The organism is Nocardia sp. NPDC052254, assembly GCF_040679495.1.
GTDB lineage: Bacteria > Actinomycetota > Actinomycetes > Mycobacteriales > Mycobacteriaceae > Nocardia.
Map to the genome: position 1 here is coordinate 134,498 of NZ_JBFAUW010000001.1, position 18,626 is coordinate 153,123.

17 protein-coding genes are annotated in these 18,626 nt (G+C 68.4%); 11 read left to right on the forward strand and 6 right to left on the reverse strand.

The window, feature by feature from the left end; genetic code table 11:
- Nucleotides 1–70 precede the first annotated feature (70 nt).
- Nucleotides 71–1,009: a decaprenyl-phosphate phosphoribosyltransferase gene (locus tag AB0L57_RS00655; RefSeq protein ID WP_364954856.1), complete on the forward strand. Its 939-nt coding sequence runs from the start codon at nt 71–73 to the stop codon at nt 1,007–1,009.
- A gap of 66 nt (nt 1,010–1,075) precedes the next feature.
- Here AB0L57_RS00655 and AB0L57_RS00660 read toward each other — a convergent pair whose 3' ends face one another.
- Nucleotides 1,076–3,043, reverse strand: coding sequence for a S9 family peptidase (locus AB0L57_RS00660; RefSeq protein ID WP_364954859.1), 1,968 nt, complete (start codon nt 3,041–3,043; stop codon nt 1,076–1,078).
- 409 nt (nt 3,044–3,452) lie between these two features.
- On the opposite strand from AB0L57_RS00660, the gene AB0L57_RS00665 reads away from it, so the two are divergent.
- Entirely contained in the window at nt 3,453–4,649 is a 1,197-nt protein-coding gene (locus AB0L57_RS00665; RefSeq protein ID WP_364954862.1) for an aminotransferase class V-fold PLP-dependent enzyme, read from the forward strand.
- On the opposite strand, the gene AB0L57_RS00670 is transcribed toward AB0L57_RS00665, so the two are convergent.
- Nucleotides 4,646–5,539, reverse strand: a complete 894-nt coding sequence (locus AB0L57_RS00670; RefSeq protein ID WP_364954865.1) for a LysR substrate-binding domain-containing protein — start codon at nt 5,537–5,539, stop codon at nt 4,646–4,648. The genes AB0L57_RS00665 and AB0L57_RS00670 overlap by 4 nt on opposite strands.
- 34 nt (nt 5,540–5,573) lie before the next feature.
- Nucleotides 5,574–7,175 (reverse strand): aldehyde dehydrogenase (NADP(+)), encoded by a 1,602-nt coding sequence (locus tag AB0L57_RS00675; protein ID WP_364954868.1) that lies wholly within the window; start codon nt 7,173–7,175, stop codon nt 5,574–5,576.
- 437 nt (nt 7,176–7,612) lie between these two features.
- Between AB0L57_RS00675 and kdgD the strand changes: the two genes are divergently transcribed.
- The 7 genes from kdgD (at nt 7,613) to AB0L57_RS00710 (ending at nt 14,421) form a co-directional block, all read left to right on the forward strand.
- Nucleotides 7,613–8,542 (forward strand): 5-dehydro-4-deoxyglucarate dehydratase, encoded by a 930-nt coding sequence (gene kdgD / locus AB0L57_RS00680; RefSeq protein ID WP_364954871.1) that lies wholly within the window; start codon nt 7,613–7,615, stop codon nt 8,540–8,542.
- Nucleotides 8,543–8,676: 134 nt separating this feature from the next.
- Entirely contained in the window at nt 8,677–9,531 is an 855-nt protein-coding gene (locus AB0L57_RS00685) for an ABC transporter permease (protein WP_364954874.1), read from the forward strand.
- Nucleotides 9,528–10,571, forward strand: coding sequence for an ABC transporter substrate-binding protein (locus AB0L57_RS00690; RefSeq protein WP_364954877.1), 1,044 nt, complete (start codon nt 9,528–9,530; stop codon nt 10,569–10,571). The genes AB0L57_RS00685 and AB0L57_RS00690 overlap by 4 nt, the downstream gene beginning before the upstream one ends.
- Before the next feature lie 19 nt (nt 10,572–10,590).
- Nucleotides 10,591–11,370: an ABC transporter ATP-binding protein gene (locus tag AB0L57_RS00695; protein WP_364954880.1), complete on the forward strand. Its 780-nt coding sequence runs from the start codon at nt 10,591–10,593 to the stop codon at nt 11,368–11,370.
- Between the two features lie 23 nt (nt 11,371–11,393).
- Complete coding sequence (locus AB0L57_RS00700) at nt 11,394–13,049, forward strand: M24 family metallopeptidase (RefSeq protein ID WP_364954883.1); 1,656 nt, start codon at nt 11,394–11,396, stop codon at nt 13,047–13,049.
- Nucleotides 13,046–13,519 (forward strand): RidA family protein, encoded by a 474-nt coding sequence (locus tag AB0L57_RS00705; RefSeq protein ID WP_364954886.1) that lies wholly within the window; start codon nt 13,046–13,048, stop codon nt 13,517–13,519. The genes AB0L57_RS00700 and AB0L57_RS00705 overlap by 4 nt, the downstream gene beginning before the upstream one ends.
- A gap of 200 nt (nt 13,520–13,719) precedes the next feature.
- Nucleotides 13,720–14,421 carry a hypothetical protein gene (locus AB0L57_RS00710; protein ID WP_364954889.1) on the forward strand — a complete coding sequence of 234 codons (702 nt, stop codon included), beginning with the start codon at nt 13,720–13,722 and terminating at the stop codon, nt 14,419–14,421.
- A gap of 31 nt (nt 14,422–14,452) precedes the next feature.
- Here AB0L57_RS00710 and AB0L57_RS00715 read toward each other — a convergent pair whose 3' ends face one another.
- Both AB0L57_RS00715 and AB0L57_RS00720 read right to left on the reverse strand, forming a co-directional pair.
- The gene (locus AB0L57_RS00715; RefSeq protein ID WP_364954893.1) at nt 14,453–14,677 is read right to left on the reverse strand and encodes a hypothetical protein; all 225 of its coding nucleotides are present in this window, start codon (nt 14,675–14,677) and stop codon (nt 14,453–14,455) included.
- 87 nt (nt 14,678–14,764) lie between these two features.
- Entirely contained in the window at nt 14,765–15,373 is a 609-nt protein-coding gene (locus AB0L57_RS00720; RefSeq protein WP_364954896.1) for a TetR/AcrR family transcriptional regulator, read from the reverse strand.
- Between the two features lie 100 nt (nt 15,374–15,473).
- Between AB0L57_RS00720 and AB0L57_RS00725 the strand changes: the two genes are divergently transcribed.
- Entirely contained in the window at nt 15,474–16,445 is a 972-nt protein-coding gene (locus AB0L57_RS00725) for an SDR family NAD(P)-dependent oxidoreductase (RefSeq protein ID WP_364954899.1), read from the forward strand.
- 42 nt (nt 16,446–16,487) lie between these two features.
- Here the strand turns inward: AB0L57_RS00725 and AB0L57_RS00730 are convergent, their stop codons facing one another.
- On the reverse strand, nt 16,488–17,111 hold the full coding sequence (locus tag AB0L57_RS00730) for a TetR family transcriptional regulator C-terminal domain-containing protein (protein WP_364954901.1): 624 nt from the start codon (nt 17,109–17,111) through the stop codon (nt 16,488–16,490).
- A gap of 59 nt (nt 17,112–17,170) precedes the next feature.
- Between AB0L57_RS00730 and AB0L57_RS00735 the strand changes: the two genes are divergently transcribed.
- Nucleotides 17,171–18,607 (forward strand): carboxylesterase family protein, encoded by a 1,437-nt coding sequence (locus AB0L57_RS00735; protein WP_364954904.1) that lies wholly within the window; start codon nt 17,171–17,173, stop codon nt 18,605–18,607.
- Nucleotides 18,608–18,626: the final 19 nt, after the last annotated feature.

Genomic DNA, 18,626 nt, shown 5'->3' on the forward strand with positions numbered 1-18,626 from the left:
ATGAAGCAAACTCTGAGTGATGATCGCTGTTGATTAGCTACTCTGCGGGGGTGGATGCGATGGGATGCCGATGAGCGAGGAGCCGATCCGCCCCGACCCGATCGCGGCACACCACGAGGTGCCCGACGCATCGTTCGCGAGGGTGTTCGTCGCATTGCGGCCTCGTCAATGGATCAAGAATCTGCTGGTTCTGCCCGCACTGGTGGGTGCCGGAAAGAATCCCGTCACCGGCGGATATCTCGTCGATGCCGCCGGGGTCGGCCGAGTCGCGGTGGCCTTCGCGGTCTTCTGCCTGGCCTCCTCCGGCATCTTCCTGATCAGCGATGCGGTGAGCGCGGTGTCCGATCGCGTTCATCCGGCAGGTCGCGGCGGCCCGATCGCCACGCCGGGCCTGCCGGTGCGCGTGGCGTCGGTGCTGGGGGCGCTACTGCTGGCCGCCTCGCTGGGGGCCGCGCTCGCGGTGTCCGTGCAACTCGCCGTTGTCACCGCGATCTTCATCGCGGTGCAGCTGGCCTACTGGCTCGCGCTCACCGATGTCGCGGTGATCGACATCTGTCTGGTCGCCGCCGGATACCTGCTGCGCGCCATCGCCGGCGGTGTCGCCGCCGAGGTCGCGTTGTCGATGTGGTTCCTGCTGGTGATGGCCTCCGGCTCGGTGTTCGTCGCGGCCGGGAAACGCTACGCGGAGTTGATGATCGCCCGCGACGGCGGCACCCCGCTGCGCGCATCGCTGCAGCACTACACCCCGACCTATCTGCGCTTCGTGTGGACTCTGGCGGCCACCGCACTGGTCGTGTTCTACAGTCTGTGGGCCTTCGGACCGGACCGGCACGACAGCATCTGGTTCGAGCTGTCGCTGATCCCGTTCACCATCGCCGTGCTGTACTACGCGGCATCCATCGACGGGGGAACGGCCGACGAACCGGAGGAAGTGACGCTGCACGACACGCGCCTGCAACTGCTGGGCCTGGCCTGGATCGTCCTGCTGGCCGTTGCCATCTACCAGTGAGCCGGCCCGGGCCGCCGATCCGAATCCGCCACTGCGGGAGACGGATCGGCGGCCCGGGCCGGTGTACTACGCGGGGTCGGTCCGGTCGCGGCGCGTGCCGAGATGTTCGGCGAAGTGATCCTCGATCGCCTCGTACAACCGGACCTGGTTCGCGGGGTTGTCGAAACCGTGCCCCTCGTCCTCGGCGACGAGGTAACGCACCGGGACGCCGCGATCGCGCAGTGAGGCGACGATGTTGTCGGACTGGGCCTGCGGTACGCGAACATCGTTGGCGCCCTGGGCCACCAGCAGCGGGGTGCGGATCCGGTCCGCCATCGTGAGCGGTGAGCGGGTCAGCATATCGGCTTCCTGCGCGGGATCGCCGGGGTCGCCGACGTAGCGGTACCAGCTGTTGGCGTTGTACGGGCGGGTGAACGGCGGCAGGGTGCGCAGGAAGCTCGCCAGGTCGGAGATTCCCACGTAGTCGACCGCGGCGGCGAAGCGGTCGGGAGTGACGGTGACTCCGACGAGGGCGGCGTAGCCGCCGTAGGAACCACCGAGGATGCCGATCCGGGCGGGGTCGGCGTAGCCCTTCTCGATCGCCCAGTCGGCGGCGTCGATCAGATCGTCGTGCATCGCCCGAGCGAATTCTCCGATGGCGGCGGTGGTGTGGCGCTTGCCGTAGCCGGTGGAGCCGCGGAAGTTGACCTGCAATACCGCGCAGCCGCGGTTGGCCAGGAACTGCGCCTGCGGGTTGTAGCCCCAGGTGTCGTGAGCCCATGGTCCGCCGTGCACCATCAGCACCAGCGGCAGATTCTCGGGGGCGACACCGACCGGCAGGGTGAGGAAGGCGTGCAGTGGCAATCCGTCGCGAGCCGGGAATCCGACCGCCGTCATGGAAGCGAGGTCGGCGTGGTTGCGGCGTGGGTAGGGCCGGAAGAGCATTCGGCTCTGCCCGGTGGCGTGGTCGTGGAGCCAGGCGACACCGGGGTCGCGGTCGTGGATGAAACTCGCGATCCACCAGCGCTGCGATTCGTCCGAGGACAGCGTGCCCAGCACGCCATCGGACAGCTTCGACAACTCGGCGTACACCTCGGCGAATCGCGGGTCCAGCACCTCGATGCGGGGCCGGTCGCCGACGAAGCGCGCCGCGATGACCTCCCCGGTCGCCCGGCTGGTGAACACCGTGGGCGGCAACACCTCCGGCGCCATCGTGCCCATGATGTCGAGGCTGTGCCCGTCGACGGCGGCGACCACGGTCTCCGCGCCGGTCTCCCGATCGATACGGATCAGCCGCAGATCGTCACCGTCCTGATAGGCACCGACCAGAAGTCCGCGCCCGTCGGGTGTGACCAGTTGCGGTTGCACGCTCACCGGATACTCCGCACCACCCATGCTGCGCAGCAGCCGCCGTGCCCCGGTCGCGCGATCGATCGCGGAGAACTCGAGGGTGCCGTCATCGCCGAGCCGGATCGCGAACGCGGGTTCACCCTCGCGATCCAGCAGGACCGTGTCGGCCGGATCGCTCTGCTCGTGATGCACCGTCGTGTCACCGGTGGCGAGATCGATCCGGAACGCGTCGATGAACATCGGCCGCCGATTCATCCACACCAGCATGCTTCCGGGAGCCGACGGCAGCGGTGCGACCCCGAACACACGCGATCCCGGCGCCATCGGGGTCAGGTCGACCGCGGGCTCACCCGGCGCATCGAGGTCCACCCGGTAGAGGTGCCAGTCCTCGTTACCGTCGGTGTCCTGGAGATACAGCAGCCGGCGCGAGTCGTCGCTCCAGTAGTAGGTGGTGATTCCGCGCCGATCGTCGTGCGTGACGCAGACCGCGTCCGCGTGTTCCTCGCTCAGCCCGCGCACCCACAGGTTCCGATGCCCGAATCGCGGTGCCAGATACGCGATTCTCGTCCCGTCCGGTGAGATCGTCGGCGCCGCGAACTCGGGATCGGCGAAGAACTCCGCCACGGCGATGAGCGCGGGCAACACCCCGCGATCGGAGGTGGCGGCCACGTGATCGGTGCTGACGTCGGCGTCGGGTGTACCCATCGATGTCCTCTCATTGGAGCCTTCGCGTGTGCCACCAGTCCACACCGTGCCGTCGGGGCACCGTCAAGTGTGGTCCGTCGTGACCGGCCATCCGATCGACGTGGTGGTGCGCGCGGCGGTTCGGATGCGGCGTCCGATACGGAAACGGCATCGAATTCGAGGCGAATTGAATTGGACCGCTCTTCGTGCGCCGGTCTACCGTGATCGTGATCACGGTAGTCGCACCGAGGTCATGCGACGTCTTGTCCGCTCGCACAACGCATTCCTCGATATGAATCATCGGTGGCTGCGGGGAGCGTGCCGGTCGATTCGCTGCCCGGATCCATTACCGGCTTCGTCGGGAAATGTGGTGTTCCTGAGAGCCCTTGGTGCAGAAGCCGATTCGAAACCTCACCGGAAGGACGAACGATTGCCGGACAATGGTGTGCACCTCGAGCCCGGCCCGACCATCATCGATCCCCGAGTGGTCGCGGCGTTGAGCGCGCAGCCCATGTATCACCAGAGTCCCGAGTTCGCCGTCCTGGCGGACGAGACCTGTGATCTGCTGCGCTCGTTCTACGGCACCTCGGGCGAGGTGGTGATGCTGCCGAGCAGCGGACGCGGCGCGGTGGAGGCGGCACTGGCCAGCGTCGACCACATCGGGCGCACGCTCGTCGTGCCCGCCAATGGCACCTTCGCGCGCATGATGGCGACCATCGGGCGCAGCCTGGGTATGCACGTCGTCGAACTTGCCCACCGCGCCGGGCAGATCCTCGACCGCGACCGCATCGCCGAGGAGGTGGCCAGGCATGACCGGCCCATTCTGGGTGTGGTGCACAACGAGACGTCGACGGGCATGCTCAATCCATTGGACGGTCTGGCGGAGGTGGTGCGCGGACGCGACGGATTGCTGGTGGTCGACACGGTGTCGTCGCTGGGCGGCACCGCCGTGGAGATGGACCGTCACGACATCGATCTGTGCGCGTCGACCACGCAGAAGGCGGTGGGGGCGCCGCCGGGCGTCGGGTTCGTGGCGTTGGGTCCACGTGGCATCGCCGCGGTCGAGTCCGGTGCGGAGGGCGAAGGCCATTACCTCCAGTTACGCCGCTGGTGGGATCAGTGGGTGCCGCTCGACCGCGGGGGTCGTCTCGCCTCCGGCTACCGGCGCCTGCCGTGGACGATGCCGACCAACGTCGTCGTCGCCCTGCACACCGCGCTGCGCCTGGCCGCGGGTGAACACGTGCGCGGGACCTGGGAGCGGCACCGTCGAATCGCCGAGGCGCTGCGTGCTGCCCTGCGCTGCCTCGGCGCGTCACCGGTCGCCGCAGCGGGTTACGAATCACCGACCGTGAGTGCCTTCCGGTTCGGCGACACCGACGTGCTCCAGCTCAGACGTGCCCTCGCACACCGGCACGGGGTCCACATCGCCACCGGGATGGGCGACGAGGCCACGACCGTCCTCAGATTCGCGCACATGGCCGAATCGGCCCGGCCCACACCGCAATTGCTGATGCTCACCGCCCTGACATACGAACTCGCCCGCTCGGCACGATGCGACGGCGACGATCCCGCGCAGGTGTTCCAGCGGTTCTGGTTCGCGCAGCGGCCGGAAACGATCCTCGCCTAGATCCACTCGGTCTGGGGCAGAACGTCTTTCATCAGCCGAGCGAGCGCCGGATTGCGATTGTCCGTACGCCACGCGGCGTGCATCTGCACCGGCCGGTCGCGGATGGCCGTGAGCGTCCTGAACACCACCCCGTCGGGCCGCATGGTCGACGCGGACTCGGGGACCAGTGCCATGCCCAGACCGGCGCGTACCAGCGCGAGCATCGTGTGGATCTGCGTCACGTACTGGACGTAGCGTGGCGCGGCGCCCACCGCCATGAACGTCGAGACCAGCAATTCGTTGAAGTAGCGGGCATCGACCGGTGAATACATCACCACCGGCTGATCATCGAAATCCTCGATCGCGAGCCGATCCCTGCCGACCAGTTCGTGATCGGTGGGCAATGCCGCGACCAACTGCTCCTGGTGCAGGGGCCGCGTCTCGATCCCGGGGCGCGACGACGTCGGCCGCACGAGCCCCAGATCGAGTTCACCGCTGGCGATGGCATCCAACTGCGCGGACGAAACCATCTCGCGGAGAATGAGTTCGACGTCGGGAAGCTTCTCCTGGGCGGCACCGAGCAGCTGGGGCAGCACCGCGTGCGCCGAGGCCCCGGTGAACCCGATCGCCACGGTGCCCAGATCGCCGGTCGGGATGCGGCGCACCGTCAACTCGGCGCTCTCGGCCAGTCGCACGATGCGGCGCGCATCGGGCAGGAAGGCGACCCCGGCCGCGGTCAGGGTCACCGACCTGCTGGTGCGGTCCACGAGTTGGACGCCGAGTTCGTGTTCGAGCTGCTGGATCTGCCGGCTCAGCGGGGGCTGCGTCATACGCAGCCGCTCGGCCGCCCGGCCGAAATGCAATTCCTCGGCGACGGCGATGAAGCAGGTCAGGCGGGGCAGCGAAAACATTGATCCACTCGTGGTTTCGGTGATCGGCGTACGGTCAGTCGCGCTCGAGCTGTCCGTCGATCCGTCGCCAGAGGTGTTCGGGATTGCCGTCCGCGATCGGCGCGGGCAGCAGATCCGCGGGCACGTCCTGATAGGCGACGGGACGCAGGAACCGTTCGATGGCAAGCGATCCTACCGAGGTGGTCCGCGAGTCGGAGGTCGACGGGTAGGGTCCGCCGTGCACCATCGCATGCCCGACCTCGACCCCCGTCGGCCACCCGTTGAACAGGATGCGACCGGCCTTGAGTTCGAGGCGGGCGAGCAGGTCGCGGGCCGCGCCGAGATCCGACGGGCCGGTGTGGACGGTGGCGGTCAGCTGGCCTTCCAGTGCCTCGGTGACGTCGGCCAGCTGAGCGTCGTCGCGGCACTTGACGATCAGCGACGAAGCGCCGAACACCTCCTGCTGCAACGTTTCCGAGGCGAGGAACGTGTCGGCGTCGATGCTGAACAATGCGCCCCGGCAGACAGTGGAGGCCGACGGGTCGTCCTGTCCGCGCGCCTCGGTGGTGGCTTCCCGCGACAGTTCGGCGACTCCGGCGGCATAGGCGCCGGCGATGTTCGGCGTGAGCATGGTCGTCGGTGTGGTGGTGGCGAGTGCCGCGGCCGCGGCGGAGACGAAGCGCTCGAGGTCGGGTCCGTCGACGGCGATCACCAGCCCCGGGTTGGTGCAGAACTGCCCGGAGCCGAGGGTGAGGGAGCCGATGAACTCACGTCCGAGGTCCTGCGCGCGTGCCGCGAGCGCGCCCGGCAACGGATAGACCGGGTTGATCGAGCTCATCTCGGCGTAGACCGGGATGGGTTCGGGCCGCCCGGCCGCGGCGCGAACCAGTGCGGTGCCGCCGGACCGGGAGCCGGTGAATCCGACGGCCTTGATCCGCGGATCGGTGACCAGTGCGGTTCCGAGTTCGGGTCCGTAGCCGTAGAGCAGCGAAAAGGTTCCGGCGGGCATGCCGGTGGCCGCGACGGCGTCGGTGATCGCGCGCCCGACGAGTTCGGAGGTGCCCGGGTGGGCGTCATGAGCCTTGACGATCACGGGGCAACCGGCCGCGAGCGCCGAGGCGGTGTCGCCGCCGGCGACGGAGAAGGCGAGCGGGAAATTGCTGGCGCCGAACACCGCGACCGGGCCGAGCGGGACCTTGCGCTGACGAATATCGGCGCGCGGGGCCGGCGTGCGGTCGGGCAGTGCGCGATCGACGCGGGCGCCGTGCCAGCTGCCCTCGCGGAGTACGGCGGCGAACAGGCGCAATTGACCGGTGGTTCGCGCGACCTCGCCGGTGATCCGGCCGACCGGCAGCCCCGATTCGGCACAGGCGCGCTCGATGATGATGTCGGCGCCCGCCTCGATATTCGCGGCGATGGTCTCCAGGAAGACGGCGCGGGTCTCGGAGTCCGTGGCCCGATAGGCGCCGAATGCCGCGGCGGCGGCGGTGGTCGCGGCGACGACGTCGGTGGCGTCGCCGTAGGCGTAGGCGGGATCGAGGCGTACCTCGGTGGCGGGGTCGATCGCGTGGATCGCGGCACCGGACCCTGTCACGAACTCACCGGCGATGATCATCTGCCCGGTGAGAGTCGGAGTGGTCGCTGCTGTGCTGGTCATCGGTCGGTACCTCATCCGCATCGGCGCTCGTCGTGGTCGGAGGCGATCCGGGGCCGTCGAGAAGCGCCGCTCTCGACATGACCCGGACCGTCTTTTCCTGACCGTACGAGTGGTTTCGATACGTGTCCAACACAAATATTGGTATCGACGATGCCGAAGTGGCATGGATACTGGTGGGCGGCGGTGGCGCGGGTCCCGCGGCCATGCATGGGGGGAGGCCGCAGTGGGGTGGGTCACCCGGCGGGCGGCGCTGGACGTTTCGCCAGGCCCCGAGGTGTGGGCGACGAGGTCCGGAGCCGGTGTGGAGAGCCGAGTCGGACCGATAGCGATTCAATCCGAGCATTGTTCGATGCGAAAGAAGTGTTGGACACGCATCCTTGCTGCTTCTTACGCTCATCGCCAATCGCTGTCGTCGACCGCCAAGGAGGAACCCGTACATGTCCGCCCTCGCTCCCACCGAGCTAGCGCAGCGTCTCGGCTCGGGGCTGCTGTCTTTCCCCGTCACCCACTTCACCCGTGATCTCGCCTTCGACGAGAGCGCGTACCGCGACAATATCGCCCGCCTCGGAAAATACGAGGTAGCAGGTCTGTTCGCCGCCGGCGGGACCGGTGAGTTCTTTTCGCTGCAGCCCGACGAGGTGGGGCAGGTCGTGCGCGCCGCGGTCGAGAGCGCCCCGGACGATACGCCGATTCTGGCTCCCGCCGGCCACGGCACCGCCGCCGCGATCGGTTTCGCGCAGGACGCCGAGGCGGCCGGGGCCGACGGTGTCCTGCTGTTCCCGCCCTACCTCACCGAGGCCTCCGCGGACGGTCTCGTCTCGCATGTGCGGGCGGTCTGCGCGGCCACCTCGCTGGGTGTGATGATCTACAGCCGTGCCAACGCGGTCTACACTCCGGAGGCCGTCGCCGAACTCGCCGAGACCTGCCCGAACCTGATCGGCTTCAAGGACGGCGTCGGCAATCTCGAGACGATCACCCGCATCCATTCCCAGCTCGGCGATCGCCTCGTATATGTCGGTGGGTTGCCGACCGCGGAGACCTACGCCCTGCCCTATCTGGAACTCGGCGTGACGACCTACAGCTCGGCGATCTTCAACTTCCTGCCCGAGTTCGCACTGGCCTTCTACGCGGCGGTCCGGGCGGGCGACCGTGCCACCGTGCAGCGGCTGCTCGATACTGTGGTGCTTCCCTATACCGCCATCAGGGACCGGAAGGCCGGCTACGCGGTGAGCATCGTCAAGGCGGGCATGGACCTGACCGGGCATCCGGCCGGTCCGGTGCGGCCGCCGCTGACCGACCTCGACGACAGTGAGCGTGCCTTGCTCACCGAAGTCATCGCAGCGTCGCGCGTCGACATTGCGGCCTAGAACCTCAACAGAATGTTCCGGGGATCGGCGGCGAGACCGGACAGGAGCCGCTCGCCCCGTGGGGCGATTCGCCCCGACACGGCGGCCGCGGGCACGAGCCCGGCGCCGTCCACCAGCTCGAAGGGAACTACAACGTGGTAACTCCTGACGTCAAGTCGAAGGGTCCGCAGCGATCCGCGCCGGCACCGGAGACCGGACCTCCCGGTAAACCCGCGCGCCGACGGGGGCCGCGCCGCGACTCGGTCATGGCCGCGGTCAAGGCCGTCGTGGGCATCGTCGGTCTGTTCGCGCTGTGGCAGCTCGCGGTCGTGATCTTCGATCCGCCGGAGTATTTGCTGGTCGGACCGATCGAGGCGTTCGCCGAGCTCGCCGAGCGGCCCGGCTACTTCGCGGAGAACACCTTCATCACACTGCAGGAGGCACTGGCCGGGTTCGCGCTCGGTACCGCGCTCGGCGTGCTGTGCGGTGCCGGACTGCACTACTCGTCGACGATCCGGAGCTTCCTGTATCCGGCGCTCATCGCGATCGACACCATTCCGAAGGTCGCGCTGGCCCCGCTGTTCATCGTCTGGTTCGGGTTCGGCTTCGAGTCCAAGACGTTCGTGGCGATGGCCATCGCCTTCTTCCCACTCGTCATCAGCACCTACGACGGTCTCCGTTCGGTACCGCACGAGCTGCAGGAACTGGCGCGCATCAACAAGGCGTCCCAGTGGCAGAAGATGACGAAGATCGAATTCATCCACGCGATCCCGTCGATCCTGTCCGGCGCCAAGATCTCGATCTCGCTGGCCGTCGGCGGCGCGGTGGTCGGTGAGTTCATCGCCGGCTCGAAGGGCCTGGGCTATGTGATCATGCTGGCCAACAGTCAGGTCGATCTGGCGTCGATGTTCGCGGCGTTCATGGTGCTGGCCACGATCGCGCTGGTGCTGTTCTATCTGGTCGATCTGGCGGGCCGCAAGCTCGTCCCGTGGAAGCAGTACGCCAAATGATCGGGGGAGTACGCGGGCGCCGCTCGATCCGTGCCGCCGCCCTCGCGCTCGGGGCCGTCGTGCTGGTCGCTCTCACCGGCTGCGGTTCCGGCGGCCGTGGGGAGAAGATGTCGCTGATGCTCGACGTCAGCTGGCTGCCCAAGCACGCGCTGTTCGTCTCGGCGGTGCAGCGCGGGTTCTTCGAGGCCGAGGGTATCGACCTCACGGTGATGCCGGGTTCGGGGTCGGGCAGCACGGTGACGGCGGTGGATACCGGCAAGGTCGATTTCGGCTGGGCCGACTTCGGCGTCAGCGTCCTGAGCCGCGGTCGCGGCGCGCACATCAAACAGGTCGATCTGTTGCAGGCCCGCTCCGCGTACGCGGTCGTCGGGCTGGCCGGTCACGGCATCGAGGATTGGAAAGACCTGCGCGGCAAGACGGTGGCGACCGAGGCGTCGGGCGCGATGACCGCGATGTGGCCGTATGTGCTGAACAAGCTCGGCCTGTCGGCGAAGGATGTGAACGTCGTGAATGCCACCGGCGCCGCCAAGCTGCCCGGGCTGCTGGCCGGCCAATGGGACGCCAATCTCGCCCTGTACGTCTCCGACGGCCCGGCGATCGACGCGATCGGCCGCGAGTCCACCATCCTCAAGTGGTCCGACCTGGGGATCGAGACGTACGGCAACGGAATCATCGCCTCCGACAAGACACTACGAACGAATCCGGAGAAGGTGGTGCGGTTCAACCGGGCCATGCAGAAGGGCTTCCTCTGGGCGTGTCAGCACCCGACGGACGCGGCGCACGACTTCGGCAAGGAAGTCAGCGGCTACGACGACAGGACCGTCGTCATGGCGATCGACCAGGAGTGCGCCCTGAACTGGGGCACCGGGGCCTCGGCGGACCAGTTCGGTGTCATGGACGATGCGGGCGTGCAGAACGTCATCGACATCGCACACCGGTTCCTCGGGCTGAAGCCGGACGCCCACCTCACCCCCGCAGACGTGTACAGCAACGTCGCTCTCACGCCGCTGCATCGCGGCGATGCCATCCAGGCGCCGTGACGGCCGGAAGGAGAATCGGATGGACCACGAGTACGCCATCTCGGTGAACAACGTCGAGAAGACCTATCACTCCCGCGACGGGGAGCACAATACGGTCCTGCGGGACTTGGACTTTCACGTCAAGCCCGGACAGTTCGTCTCGATCGTCGGCCAGTCCGGCAGCGGCAAGACGACGCTGCTGAAGACGATCTCCGGGCTGCAGGATCCGACCCACGGCGAGATCCTGGTCAAGGGGCGGCCGATCAAGGACGGCGTCGAGGACATCGCGATGGTGTTCCAGAGCCCGGTCCTGCTGCCGTGGCGCAACAACCTCGACAACGTGTTGCTGCCGATGGAGTTTCGCGGCACCCGGACCCGCGAGGCGGAACGTTATGCGCGGGAACTGCTCGACATGGCCGGGCTGGGAGACCGGACGACCCGTTACTCCTATGAGCTCAGCGGTGGTATGCAGCAGCGCGTCGCGATCTGCCGGGCCCTGGTGTCGCATCCGGAACTGCTGCTGATGGACGAGCCGTTCGGCGCCCTCGACGCCATGACCCGGGACTCGATGAACTTCGAGATCCAGCGGATCTGGCAGGCCGCCGGCTGCAGTGTCCTGTTCGTCACCCACAGCATCCCGGAGGCGGTCTGGCTGGGCGATCGTGTGGTCGTGCTCGGCGACCGGCCGGGGCGCATCGTGGCCGACATCGAGATCGACCTGCCGCGTCCCCGCGGTAAGGAACACCGCTTCTCACCGGAGTTCTCCGACTACGCGACCGAGATCGAGTCGTATATCGGCGTCACCACCGGTATCAGCTGACCCCTGCGACAGAAGGAAGAAATATGCTGCACCTCACCGCCGACGCTGCACAGGTCGAGCAGCGATACGGGCTGAATGCCCAACGGAGCCTGCTGTTCTCGGCGATCCGACTCGATTCCTACCCACTGGTCGCACCGCTGATCGCCGAGCAGGACGGTGCGTCGACCCTGCTGGTCCGGCAACAGGAGCAGGGCAACGCGCTCTCGGCGGGCGTACCCGCCGAGCAGATCCGGTTCTACGCGCCGTGGGTCACCATCGACCCGCGCGTCGTCGCCGACACCCCGGCCGCGAGCTCGCTGGCGAGTCTGGTCACGGAGCTGGCGACCGACGGTCGCGTGCACCTGGGCGCCGAGGTCGTGCTGGCTCACCACCGCGTGCTGTCGGAGGTCGCGACGCTGGAAGTGACTGCCGCCGAACAGGATCCGACCGCCGTGGTCGCCTGCGAGGTCGACACCGCGGGCGTGCTGAGCTGGTTCGCCGCCCGGCGTGCCGAGGGCGTGCGGGTCGCCCGCCGGCTGATCGACGGGGTCGAGCATCTGACCGGCCTGGCCGAGGAGTTCACCACCGACACCGATACCCGGTTCCCGGCGTTGACGGCGCTGGCCAGGGAGCGGGCGCTGGACGCGGTTCTGCTCACTGCCACACCCAATTACACCGAGGCGACCGCGGCGGCCCAGCCCGCGGGTGCGGTCGCCGTCTGGCTGCCGGCCACCGAGCGGCTGATCGTGCTCGCACCGGAGGACACCGCAGAGGTGCCCGGGACGCCGATCGGTCACTACTCCGGTATCGGTGCCGCTCTCGCGGCCCTGCGCCCGGGACCGCGTCTTGGTGTGGAGGAGGAGTTCATCGGAATCGGGCTGGCTCGTGAGCTCGAGGCCACCGGGGCCGAACTGATCGAGGTGACCGCCGATCTGGGCTCCTGGCGCGATGTCCGCGACTGCGAAGACCTTCCGTTCCAGGTGATCGCGGCACGTACCAGTGTCTTCGCGATCGAGGAGGCGCTGGCGTGGGCCGAGCGGGGCATCGCCGAGGGGCGCGAGTTCACCGAGCTCGACATCTACGCGGTGTACCTGGACAAGATATCGGAATTCGTTGCGGTGCAGGATATTCCGTTCGCCGTCGAGCCGTATTTCACGAATCTGCACTCGTCCAATCGCATGCTGTTCCCCGGACCTCCGGTGGACTTCCCGATCGATGCCGGCACGACCTGCATCCAGCTCGATGCCGGTGTGCGGGTCGCCGTCGACGGTGTCGTGCTGGCCACCAGCGATATGGCCAGGTCACTGCCGCGCACCGAGGGCGCGAAGCAGGCTTACGCGTTCTTCTTCGATGTCGTCCGGGAGGCCATCATCGGCCAGCTGCGCCCCGGCGTGGTGTGCGAGGACGTGCACGAGGGCACCATGCGGTATCTGGCCCCGCATCTGGACCGGATGCGGGAGCTCGGCATGCTGGGCACCGAGGTCGACTTCGAGACCGAATACCGCAAACGCAATGTGGGCCACCTGATGGGTAAACAGGAGTCGTTCGCGAACGAGCTGCGCCCGGGCTACAAGCACGTGATCGACATCGGATCCTACGGTGCCGCCGAAATCCCCTGGCGCTACGACAATGTCGCGATCGGCACCGAAGATCTCTGGTACGTCGGCCGGGACCGGACCTACGTGGTGAGCAAGCGATGAGCGCCACCGGGAGCGATATCCGCCGCCGGCTCGCCGAGCTGTCGCTGGAACTGCCGGTCCTCGGCCCGCCCAAGTACGCCTACGATCCCGTCACCCGCTTCGGTGAGGTGCTCCACGTCTCCGGGCAGATCTCCCGCCGCGCCACCGGAGAGATACTGGGCGGGCGGCTGGGCGCCAATGCCGAGGTGGCCGACGGTATCGCCGCGGCCCGCGTCAGTGCGTTGAACCTGCTCTCGCGCATCGACGAGGCGGTCGGGCTGGAGAGTGTGGTCCGGGTACTGAAACTCAACGCCTGGGTGGCGAGCACGGCCGAGGCCGTCAACCAGCCCGAGGTGGTCGACGGGGCCTCGCAACTGCTCATCGACGTGCTCGGTGATGCCGGCAGGCATGCCCGGACCGCGCTGCCCGCGCCCAACCTGCCACAGGGCGCACTGGTCGAACTCGACGCCACGGTCGCCATCCGACCCTGACGAGGCCCGGAAGGGCTCGCATCGCCGGACTGTGCAGGGGGCACAGGTCCGGGCGGCGCCGTCGCGATCGCGGCATCGGCGCCGACGAATCACCGAGGCCGGGCCCGCATGTGCCCGACCGCCTTCCCCCTGGGTATCACGCCGGCATCAGCTGTCCGGCGAATCCGTGCTGCCCGAAATCCGAGAGGAAATATTTCACGATGAGGAAAATCGTCGGCGTCGCCGCCGGAATGATCGCGACCGTCGGAATCACCGGTGGGGCGGCCACCGCCGCACCGCCCGCCGATGGCGGGGCGGTCGGTGTGAGCGCGCACGCCACCGAGTCGCAGAGCGTCATCACCATCGACCGGGGAACATTCGGGATCGACGACAATGTGTTCGAAGTCAAGGCCCCCGACGGCAGGGTGCTGGCCGGAATGCCACTCAGCTTCCGGATCGACGACTTCGAATTTCCCATCACCCCAGCCATTTCCGGTGACACCGCCACGCTGACCCCGCGCATCGACCGGGAACACGCGACCTACAAACCGGTGGCTCTGCCCTACGAGGACCAGGCCCCGTGGAAGACCGAATACGACCGCGAGACCGCGGCCTGGACCCGGTTGACCAGCACCATCACCTCCGGCGCCGCTCTCGGCACCGTCATCGGCGGAATCGGCGGATCGGCCCTGGGCTGTGTCCTGGGCGGCCTGGCCGGGGCGACCGTCGCCGCGGCCACCATCGTCGGCATGTTCGGTCCGTTCATTCCGGCCGCGGCGATCGGCTGTCTCGGCGGGGTCATCGCGGTCGGAGCCCTCGGCACCGCCGCGGGCCAGCTCCTGGTCACGGGCCCGATCGCCGTGGCCGCCGTGATCCAGTACTTCAGCACGATCAACGCTCCCGCGCCACAGTCGCGGAAGTGACCGACGACGGCGTCGGGGCCGGGCCAGCGGGTCACACGGCCTCGATGCCGAGTCGTGCGCAGACGGCGAAGACCTCCTCGAAGATCGATTCCGGAACGCCGAACGGTTCGGCCGCGCCGATGTCCGGCCGATGAGCGGCAATGTCATCGGCGGTCGGATCGCCACCGGGCTCGGCGAGCCGGCCCGCACCCATGCCCACGAGGACCCGCGCGCAGCGGCCGGCGCACGCGCGGATGTGTGGTGGGTCGGTGCGCACTCGCGGCTCGCCAGGAACACAACCGGCGGTACCACGAGTTCCGGACGGATGACCTCGAGAAAGCCGAGTTTCGCGAGGGCCTCGGGGTCACCCACTCTCTCGATGCTTTTCCGGCACTCGGTCGACGAACAGTCCGATGGCGGTGGCCATGCGTCGCAGGAACTCCTCGCGCGTCGTGACCTGGTGCTTGATTCCGATCGATGTGCTGATCAGAGTCTGGGTCACTGCCGATGACCGGCGGCCGCCGGCGAGGTCCGTCGAGTCGGCCACGGCGGCCTCGAGCAGTGCGGCGAATCGCGCAGGATATGCGGTGATGCCGGGCAGCAGATCGGCGTACTCCATCGCCATCGTGTTCACCTCGTTGCTCATCGGGCCGATGTAGCGCCCGGTCCAGTGGTCGAAGGCGTCCAGCAGGCGCGTGTGAACGGGCCGGTCGGGGTCGGCGAGCGCCAGGGTGGCGGCGGCGAGGCTGCGGTCGAGGTCTCCAATGACGGCGGCGGCGAAGAGTTCCTGTTTGGAACCGAACAGCAGATACAGGCCCGGCCTGGAGATCGTGGCTGCCCGGGCGATCTGTTCCATCGACGTCTTCCGGTAGCCGTAGCGCACGAACGTATCGAGTGCCGCGGCGAGGACCTGTTCGCGACGGCCGCCGTCCGTCCGGGGCGGATCGGGTGCATCCTGGCTGCTGCCGGTCATTTCGACACCATACCGAGGGTGTACGTACTAGACAATATGAGTCTAAGTTGTAAAGTCGCAGAGGTCCGCTGCACGGGTCGATGGCCGCCCAGGAGGAACGATGACCCGAAGTTCGCCCATCACCACCCGCTTCGACGGTTCGAGCACAGCGGAGCAGGTGATCGCGGGGGTCGACCTGTGCGGTCTGCGGGCGGTGGTCACCGGCGCATCGTCGGGGCTCGGGGCCGAGACGGCCCGGGTCCTGGCGGCGGCCGGTGCGGATGTCACACTCGCCGTCCGCGATGGCGCGGCCGGGACGCGCGTGGCCGACCGGATCGCCGTTCCCGCCGGAGGGCCCCGGCCCGCCGTGGCGGTCGTCGACCTCGCCGACCCTGACAGCGTGGCTCGTTTCGCCGCGCGGTGGCACGGTCCGTTGCATCTGCTGATCAACAACGCGGGCGTGGTCACCGCCGGTCTGGAACGAACCGGGCAGGGCTGGGAGCTCCAGTTCGCGACCAATCACCTGGGGCACTTCGGACTCGCGTACTCGCTGCACGGTGCCCTGGCCCGCGGCGCGGCCGATCGAGGCTGCGCGCGCATCGTGGCGGTGAGCTCCACCGCGCACATGCGTGCCCCGATCGACTTCGGCGACATCCACTTCCGATACCGGGCCTACGATCCGCAGCTCGCGTATGCCCAGTCCAAAACAGCGAACGCATTGTTCGCCGTCGAGGCGAGCAGGCAGTGGGCCGGTGAGCGGATCGTGGCCAATGCCGTGAACCCCGGCGGGATCCGGACCGGGCTGCAGCGCAACTTCACTCGGCGACAACGAGAGTCGCTCGATGCCGCGGAAGCCGCCGGTGTATTCGCCTACAAGACCGTCGCCCAGGGTGCTGCCACGACTGTGGTGGCGGCCGTGGCTCCCGAGTTCGAGGCGACGGGCGGGCACTACCTCGACGACTGTCGCGAGGCGTACACGGTCTCCGACGACGCCGACCTGTCCGGCCACAGCCATGGCGTCAAGCAGTGGGCCCTCGATCCGGACACCGCCCGTCGGCTCTGGTCGGTGTCATGCGCGATGCTCGGCTTGTGACCGAGGTGGGCCGTGCCGGAAGTCGTGTCGCCGACACCGGCCTCACGGGGTGAACGCGAGCGCGACGAAGCGCGTGATCACCTGGGCCGCTTCGTCGGGGTCGATATCGCGGCGGGACAGCTGGAGCAGCAGGCCCTCCACGAGCGACAGCAGTCCGCGGGCATCGCGGCGCGCATCGCCGGGTGAGCGGCGAGGCGCGCTCGCGTGCAGGGCGGCGGCGATCGCGTCCGCGAGCCGGTCGGACCCGGCGGACAGTCGCGCCGACAGGTCCGGGTTCCGGGCGGCTCTGTTCACGACGGCCAGCCATGCCATCACCTGTATGCGCCAGCCGTTCTCCGGCAGCGGTGTGGTTGCGGAGTCCTCGGCCGCACCGGGAATCATCTTCCGAAGCACTTCGCGGACAGCGGATTCGGCGTGCCCCGGGTCGGCGAGAGTGGTGAGTTGATCGAGGAGTCGGTCGTCGAGAATGTCGAGCACGCCGCCGACGGAGTAGTCGAGCAGGTCGTCGATTCCGGCGAAGTAGTGCTGCAGCGACCCGAGCGACAGGCCGGCCTCCCCGGCGACCCGGCGCAGGCTCACCGCGTTCCAGCCCTCCCGGAAGGCCAATCGCCACAGTGCGGCGGCGACCTCGTCGCGTCGTTGCGTCCGATCGACGATCTTCGGCATCCGTTCCTCCTTTTTAGTACAGTGACTTATATCAGAGTTCGGAGCGAGGGGAGTCACCGATGGATGTCATCGTCCGTGCAGTGTGCGGTGCCGCACGCGGTGTGCGGGGGCCGGGATATTCGGTGTTCCACGCCATTCCCTATGCCGCCCCCCTCGACGGCCGCCACCGTTTCCGCGCGCCGGCTCCGGCGGTTCGCTGGGACGGTGTGCGCGACGCGCGGACCTTCGGCCCGTCGGTGCCACAGCCGATACTGTGGCACCCCGGCGACGACGCGGAATGCCTCACCGTCACCGTGTGGACCCCCGATCCCGGCACCGCCGGGCTGCCGGTCCTGGTGTGGTTGCACGGTGGTGCGTGCATGGGTGGAACCACGGCCACCACCGACTTCGACGGCGCGGCTCTCGCCGCCGCGGGGGTCGTTCTCGTCACGGTGAACTATCGGGTCGGCTACGAGGGGTTCGGCTGGGTCGAGGACGCGCCGTGCAATCGCGGTGTGCTCGATCAGCTCGCCGCACTCGGCTGGGTGCGCGACAACATCGCCGCCTTCGGCGGAGATCCGGACGCGGTGACCCTGATCGGACAGTCGGCGGGCGCCTCGTCGATCCTGGGCCTGATGGCCGGCGATACCGCACCGGAGCTGTTCCGGCGCGGCATCGCGCAGAGCCCGGGAAGGATCTTCGTTCCCGAGGAGGAGGCCCGTGCCGTCTCCGCGATGATCACCGCACAACTCGGCGTCCGTCCGACCGTCGATGCCCTGGCGGAGGTGCCGTCCGAGGCGATCCACGCGGTACAGATGACACCGGTGGTCGCCATGTCGGCCGAACCGGAGCAGTGGACACATCCCAACGCTCCGTACTCGATGATCGTCGACGGCGAACTGTTCGATGCCCCACCATGGATCGGGCTGCGCACCTGTGCGGTGAACCGTGAGCTCGTCTGCGGATTCACCACCGACGAAGCGCGGATGTTCACGGTGGATGCGGACCTGTCGGCCGCCGGACCCGCCGACACCGCGCGCGCGTGCGGCCTGGACGCGAGCGCGGTCGAGGACTACCGGACGGCGAATCCCGGCAGCACCGACGACGACCTGCACGCACTGATCCTGTCCGATGGCCTGTTCCGCATGCCCGCGCTGTGGTGCGCCGAGGCCGCAGCCGACGCGGGAACCGGCACCCATCTCTACGAATTCGCGTGGCGGAGCCCGGCGCGCGACGGTGCGCTGCGGGCCTGCCACGGCCTGGATGTGCCCTTCACCTTCAACACCCCCCGAGGCCCCCTCGCCGAGAGCCTCATCGGCCCGCGGGTTCCGCCGGACTTCGCCGACCTGTCGGCCGCGATGCGCGACGCCTTCACCACCTTCGCCGCGACCGGGGACCCGGGCTGGCCGAAATTCGACCGTACCGAACGGGCCCATCGCATCTGGAAAACGCCACCCGAGCTGGGCAGCGACGCACTGTCGGTGTCGCGCCGGATCTGGCAGAACCTCCGTCACTGAGCCGCTCGACGCGGAGTAA